The following is a 6495-nucleotide window of genomic DNA, read 5'->3' on the forward strand; positions in this document are numbered from 1 at the left end:
ATGTCTTAGAATTACAGTTCTCAGACATTATATCTTAGGGAAGACTATGGAAGACCTCATGACACTACCGAGCGATCTTGACTCTATTAGACCTCAGCAACTAGTCCAGTACCTAAGCTCTAATTCTTCTAAAGCTATCGATCACGAGAAAGTTCAACAGCTGATTTTACATTTCCAAAATCAATTCTACTCTAGGCAAGGTCAGTATTCTGACTCTACATTAAGGCGCTTAAAGTCAGCCTGGGCTATGTTTGTTACATGGTGCAATGAAAATGGACGTCAATCTCTGCCATCTTCACCAGATACTGTAGAAGATTACTTAAAATCCACAAATTCGTTACGTGGTAACACTTTAAAAGTTAACCTTTGGGCGATATCTAAGACTCATAAAATTTCTGGTTGTCCTGACCCAACAAAAGACATTTATGTTGAAGGGCAATTAAAACAAATAATCAGAAATAAAAAGTACTCGGGTGAAAGTCCAAATCAAGCGACTGCATTTAACGAGTTTCATTTAAACCAAGTTATTGACCTGTGGGGTACGAGTTCATCACCTATGCAAAAACGAGATTTAATGGTTCTCGGTCTTGCATATGAGTCGCTTCTACGTGAATCTGAAATCGTGCGTATCAAATTTAAACATATAAACTGGAGTCAAGATGGTTCGGCTTTAATAACTATTCCATATACAAAAACAAACCAACTAGGTTCGGATGAAGTGGTCTATGTATCAAAGCAGGTGACTGGCTTTATACGTAAATATTTAGCAATTAATGATTTAGATAAACAAGATGATTCTTTTTTAATTCAAGGATTTACAAAGAGTGGTAATATAAAACAACAACTTTCCCCTAAAGCTGTCACCCCCAAAACCATTGAACGTATTTTTGCAAAAACGGCTGTAATTTTAGGCTTAGAAGATATGGGACTTCGTAAATTCACCGGCCATAGTGCAAGAGTTGGTGCAGCTCAAGATTTATTACGAGATGGGTATACAACTCTTCAAGTACAACAATCTGGTAGATGGTCGACGGAACGTATGGTTTTACATTATGGGAAAGGAATCCTTGCAGCAGATAGTGCCATGGCTAGAAAACGTAGATAGTTTGTCAATATTCAGCTTGAATAATAAGTTTAGTGATTACTGATACCGAGGAAAACTGTTGCACACGATATCAGAAAAATAGATATATTACTGTCATATTTCAACGTAAGAAACTATATAAGCGCAGCGGTGATGATACAGCAATGGTAATCCATTACTCCTTAATAAGAGCTGGATTGAAAGCAATTTTTAACTCCGTTAGATGCTTTAACTCGTTCTTAGAATATGTATTAGTAAGGTTACTTATGTACGGTTTAACATATTCAGAGAATCGAAAGGTATACCCATCTCACACCTCTATCTTGTCATTATGATTTTTCACAAAACATGACAAGCCCTTTTAAAAGATTTATAATCACCTTATTAAATGCACTTTAAGAGAGGTTTACATTATGAACTTAACAAACAACATTTTGACGGATGTGAGTGCTGGACTTACTCAGCTCAAAAATAATCCAATGGGCGTATTAGAAGAAGGCCATGGTGCGCCTGTTGCTATTTTAAATCGCAACAAACCTGCATTTTACGCTGTCCCAGCCGCTTTATATGAAAAAATGGTTGATGAGCTTGAAAATATTGAGCTAATGAAAATGGCTCAAGAAGCTTATGAAACGGGTGAGTTTGTTGAGGTAGACCTTGACAGTTTATAAGTTGAAATTTGAACGAAAAGCCCAAAAACTTTTCTCTAAATTAGGAGAGCCGGTTAAATCTCAGTTCAAAGAAAAACTCAAAAAGATTCAAGTTAATCCGCACATAGAGGCAAACAAATTACATGGTGGATTATCGGGATGTTACAAAATCAAACTCAAGCAATCTGGTTATCGACTGGTTTATAAAGTTGTTGATGATGAATTAATCGTGCTTATCTTAGCCGTCGGAAAACGAGAAAAAAAAGAAGCCTATTTAATGGCTCAAAGACTGTTAAATAAATAAGAAGAACAAAAACTAAAATGAATAATTCACCTTACCGCTGCCCTATATATGGAAACCCGACAAGTTGTAATTGTGCAAGCTGCGCTATAGAGAGAAGACTAAGGGCTTCCCGTGAAGCCGTCAAAGCGGCTGAAATTGCCAATCTATCGAGACCGCCTGCACCACGCCCTAAAAACTTGGATGATTTTTTCGTATCACCAAAAGAATCCCCTCGTGAAAAAATAGAAAGACAACGTCGTGAACGTTTTGCGGAAAGTGATAAAACTTGGGCTTATGTGCAAGCAAATGAAGGTCGTTATGCCGTTATCTTCATTCCACGAATACGGTCTTTGGTACTCTGGTATGTGAAAACAAGTTCCACTTTCTGATATAAGTAGAGTAGGTCACTGGCTTCGGCACAACCCTTATCCAGCAACCCCTCTTCAATTCCGTGCATGAGGTTTTCCCTCACACGGCTTTCACATAAATGTTCACCTGCTCACCTTCGCAGTTTTCATCTTCGTCGGTTGTAGATACACAAGACCTGCCTTGTGTAACTTATCCCATGCATCTTGCGCAAGATACAGGCTCCGACGTTGACTTCGGCTTCTTGACCATCGATAAAAGCGTGCCACCAAAAACCAATCCATCTTGAAGAAGACCTGTCGAGGATAACCTACTTTGCCAAAGTAATTCTTCCAGCCTCTTACTACTCTATTAACCCGCTCAACGAGCTGATCTAGGGTCAGAGACGTTCTATGCTTCACTATGCTTCGCAACTTATCCTTATACTTCTTTTGGCTCTTCTTCGATGGATAGATCTTTACGTAGTTGGTGTGCTGGATGAAACCCACTATGTACTTGAAAGTGAACCCTAAGAAGTCAAATTCATTTCCTACTTGGGTCATATCTACGATGTGAGTTTTATCTTCATTGAGCTTTAGTCCTTCCTGCTCCAGCTCATTCTTTATCCAGTCCTGTTGGGCTGAATTGAATGGCGTTTTCGACAGGATAACAAAGTCATCTGCATAAGAAATTATCTTGCATGGTGTCTTTGTCGCAATCTTCCGACAAAAGTCATTTAGGTAAATGTTTGCCAATAGTGGCGAAATCACCCCGCCTTGAGGCGTGCCGATAGGGTTTCCCACTATTCGGCTCTTTCCTTTTGCTGTTGGCTCACTTATCGGCGCTTTGAGGAATAGCTTAATCAGTCTTAGTACTGCCCTATCCGTCACTTTAGACCTTACCTTATCCAGTAATCGTGAATGTGGTATAGTGTCGAAAAACTTTGATAGGTCAGCATCATAGACTTGCTGATACCCTTGTTTCAGATAGCCATTAATGCATATCACTGCGTCTTGTGCACTGCGCTTAGGTCTGTAACCGTAGCTATTACAGTGGAAGTGAGGCTCGAAGACTGGACTTAGCACAAGCGTGCATGCCATTTGTACAATGCGATCTCTGATACTTGGTATGCCCAAATTTCGAGTCTTACCATTGTCTTTTGGTATTTGCACTCTCTTGACCGGCAGAGGTCTGTACCTGCCTTCTACCAGCTCCGCTCTTAATGTTTTGATCAATTTACCAGACGTTTCAATGCTATTTAAGTCCTCAAATCTGACACCATCGACTCCCGCCGCCCCTTTGTTTGCTTTACACAAATAGAAGGCATCCCACAGGATGTCGAAACGACAAATTTTGTCATACAGACTATAAAATGCTTGGTCTGGCTCCTGCTTTGAGCGCAGGTAGAGTTTTCGCTGAAATTCTCGAACTTTATTTGAAGTGCTAGCCATTCGGCAATCTCCTGCTGAAATTTCTTTAAAAACGTCATTTATGTTTGGGCCCCTTCCCTAGATGAGGTTATGTTGTCCTCATCATCTTTGGTACTATGGGCTCATCCGACTGCCTATTGTGTATACACTGAGAATTTCGAGGTCCCCTCTTATATCTCTGCGCTGGGGCGCGACTCCCACAGCAATAGGCTCTCCCACGTTTACTCAACATCCCTCAATGCATGCCATCTTGTATTACACCGGGAAACCACACAGTTGCCTTCGCTAGTTGCTTCACTGTATGTGGCAGGGTTCGTATACTCGGAGCGACTCCCCATTTCCACTTGCGTGACGATGCTTAACCAAGTTCGCTTAATGCTACGGCCTACATTGCGTCTCAACGATTTCTCGTCTTTGTCACTGGGCTTCATATCATGCTGTTGCCATCATGTATGCCAGTCAGACTTCTAGGTGAACTAGCAATTTCCTAGGTAGGGACTTTGCACCCTACTGGACTTAACCCATTGTTTAGGTTAACGTTCTGGGCTTATTATGCCATTTAATCGCTTGGCTGCGTCTCTTGCCCAGAGCAGTGTTGAGCACCTCGTGGCGCTCACGAGATTCCGCAGCCAATTTAGGAATAAACTGCTTCATACAGAACACCAAGAAGCTTAAGCAGCCGAGTCTGATGCTCTTGAACACCCGTTATGAAGCTTTGGCCGCCAAATTCGAGTGTATCGATACCTTCGAATTTTAAGAATACCCAACGTGCCGTCGGTTTAGTTGTCGTCTTGTTCTTTACCATGCTAGGAAAGAATTCCTCGGTCTTAGTGAGACTCTCTCGGATTTTGTGCTCTAAGCTTGCGTAGACGAGTAGGCTCAGCGTCATGATCATCAGTAGTGCCTCGATTCGCTGAGGTTTCTTCAGGAAAATTGATGATGTTAAGAACTCAGGGCTTTTCAAAAAGCGAAAGCCGCGCTCGACCTTTTGCTGAGACTTGTAATGTTCAAGCAATGCAACCATTGTTAGGTCGGTGTTGTCAGTATCGTTGGTGGCGAGAATAAACATACCTACTTTAAGCTTGGCCAGTTTCACCTTTTCTAGATCGGTATAAGGCGTAGCATCTATCAAATAGTGGTATCCCGTCGGCTTTTCATCTTTCTTCGGCCGACCACGACCTGAATAAATTGGCTCTTTAACGATGGTTGATTGCGCGAAGCCAAGCAAATGACACTGGTTGGCGAAGTCGCTCATTGCTTGCTCGGCATCCACTGCGCAAGCAAACTGCTTTTTCTTTAGTTCTCCCAGCGCTTTCAGCTCTTTGGTGATATTTTTGTCTAAGTTCTTATAAAACGTTACCTGCTCTCGCTTGGTTGCTTGTTCACTATGAATCAACAGCCACTTCTGAGATACCGAGCCATAATCAGCGTCAACCCGACAACCCGAGTAGCCATTGCCGATATGGCTCAGCTGCTCTGGCTCAAGGTTCATTAAGGCCTCTTTGGCTGATTTAATGGTCGTTGTAGCACGCGTAATAAACTTCTGTTGTTGCTCATCCAGTGAACGAATGCTCTCTTCGGTGTATAAAGCTGCATCGGCGATGAAGTAGCGACTGTTTTGAGCTGCCTTCAGGCAATGAATATGCCGTTTAGTGACTTCTGAGAATGCCTTAGCATCATTGGTGTTACCACTAAGCGCTTGCATGTAAACAGGCAGGCCAGCTTGATGGCATTAAGATCTTCGTCCTGGGCGTATTCACCATCGACATGGAAGCTAGTGATATCAAGGTGTACAGAGTCTGTTTTAAGTCCTAGCTTATCAATGACATGCTCTGCAATCGCTTGATAAAGTGCGGAGACATCTGCTTCATATAAAGCATCTAACGTGCGTCCGAGTACATCGTCCGTTAAATGGTGAACTTCAATATCTTTAGCAAGCAACTTGGCAACAGGCTTCGTCTCGAAGAAGTCAGAAAACATATGCAGCGTTCTGCTGTGAAAGCCAAGACCATTGAGAATCATCGCCAAGACCGCATCGCCATGTGAAACGTTATGATCCGAGTACTTGGGAATGACGCGATCAATAATACCAGGTAAACCGATTTCATGGCAGAAAGCAGCGATCAGCCCTAAGTGATCTAGGCGTTTAATGACAGGTTGAGCAGCAGACATAATAAAGTGACCGTTAAATAACAGTAATAGATCAAAATTGGGGATCGCGGTCAAGAGGTCTGTCGCACTAACATTTGTAAACGATCACTGGATCACATTGTTTTAATTCTGAAATTGGCTGCGGAATGACGGTTAAATGAAACCTCAACTTCCTTAGCTCGACGGCTTATACAGGTGTAGTGGGGACAAACTAGCGGGATGTTAGCCAGCTTAAATACCGAGTCTAGAAATCCTTGCAGTGCTCTCAACGGCATAGAGAATATGCGTTTCACCATCAGTGCAGTAGTAATGGCTAAGTCGCTGAATTGGCGAGGTCTGCCGCGCTTGCCTTGCTTGTTTTGCTTCCACTCGGCTATCGCTTCCTCATCAATCCAAAAGGTCAGAGAACCACGGTTTATTAAGGCTTTGTTGTACTGCGTCCAGTTAGTTGTCTTGTAACGAGGTTTAGGCATGAGGCTACGACGATTAATGGGTGTAGCCGATCAGATCGTAGCTTCTTGATTTAGTTCCATCGATTTAAGCAACAAAGCC

5 protein-coding genes and 2 pseudogenes are annotated in these 6495 nt (G+C 42.3%); 4 read left to right on the forward strand and 3 right to left on the reverse strand.

Annotation, left to right across the window (positions count from 1 at the left end; translation table 11 throughout):
- Positions 1 to 46: 46 nt before the first annotated feature.
- The 4 genes from K358_RS0101575 to K358_RS19160 all read left to right on the forward strand — a co-directional run bounded on the left by K358_RS0101575 (position 47) and on the right by K358_RS19160 (position 2406).
- The gene (locus K358_RS0101575; protein ID WP_027695181.1) at positions 47 to 1105 is read left to right on the forward strand and encodes a tyrosine-type recombinase/integrase; all 1059 of its coding nucleotides are present in this window, start codon (positions 47 to 49) and stop codon (positions 1103 to 1105) included.
- A 392-nt stretch (positions 1106 to 1497) separates the two neighbouring features.
- Complete coding sequence (locus tag K358_RS0101580) at positions 1498 to 1755, forward strand: type II toxin-antitoxin system Phd/YefM family antitoxin (RefSeq protein ID WP_027695182.1); 258 nt, start codon at positions 1498 to 1500, stop codon at positions 1753 to 1755.
- Entirely contained in the window at positions 1742 to 2038 is a 297-nt protein-coding gene (locus K358_RS0101585; protein WP_027695183.1) for a type II toxin-antitoxin system RelE family toxin, read from the forward strand. The genes K358_RS0101580 and K358_RS0101585 overlap by 14 nt, the downstream gene beginning before the upstream one ends.
- A gap of 17 nt (positions 2039 to 2055) precedes the next feature.
- Positions 2056 to 2406 carry a hypothetical protein gene (locus K358_RS19160; RefSeq protein WP_156888668.1) on the forward strand — a complete coding sequence of 117 codons (351 nt, stop codon included), beginning with the start codon at positions 2056 to 2058 and terminating at the stop codon, positions 2404 to 2406.
- A 102-nt stretch (positions 2407 to 2508) separates the two neighbouring features.
- Here the strand turns inward: K358_RS19160 and ltrA are convergent, their stop codons facing one another.
- The 3 genes and pseudogenes from ltrA to K358_RS0101605 form a co-directional block, all read right to left on the reverse strand.
- A complete protein-coding gene (ltrA, locus tag K358_RS0101595) occupies positions 2509 to 3813 on the reverse strand; it encodes a group II intron reverse transcriptase/maturase (RefSeq protein ID WP_027695184.1) in 1305 nt (434 codons plus the stop codon).
- Positions 3814 to 4426: 613 nt separating this feature from the next.
- A pseudogene (locus K358_RS17880) lies at positions 4427 to 5964 on the reverse strand (IS1634 family transposase).
- A gap of 134 nt (positions 5965 to 6098) precedes the next feature.
- Positions 6099 to 6416 (reverse strand): annotated as a pseudogene (locus tag K358_RS0101605) (IS5/IS1182 family transposase); the annotation flags it as partial.
- Positions 6417 to 6495: the final 79 nt, after the last annotated feature.

It is taken from the genome of Vibrio litoralis DSM 17657 (genome assembly GCF_000426765.1).
GTDB lineage: Bacteria > Pseudomonadota > Gammaproteobacteria > Enterobacterales > Vibrionaceae > Vibrio > Vibrio litoralis.

Excerpts from the sequence above, each read along its gene's own strand:
- K358_RS0101575 (WP_027695181.1), top strand. The coding sequence starts at position 47 with ATGGAAGACCTCATGACACTACCGAGCGATCTTGACTCTATTAGACCT.
- K358_RS0101580 (WP_027695182.1), top strand. The coding sequence starts at position 1,498 with ATGAACTTAACAAACAACATTTTGACGGATGTGAGTGCTGGACTTACT.
- K358_RS19160 (WP_156888668.1), top strand. The coding sequence starts at position 2,056 with ATGAATAATTCACCTTACCGCTGCCCTATATATGGAAACCCGACAAGT.
- ltrA (WP_027695184.1), bottom strand. The coding sequence starts at position 3,813 with ATGGCTAGCACTTCAAATAAAGTTCGAGAATTTCAGCGAAAACTCTAC.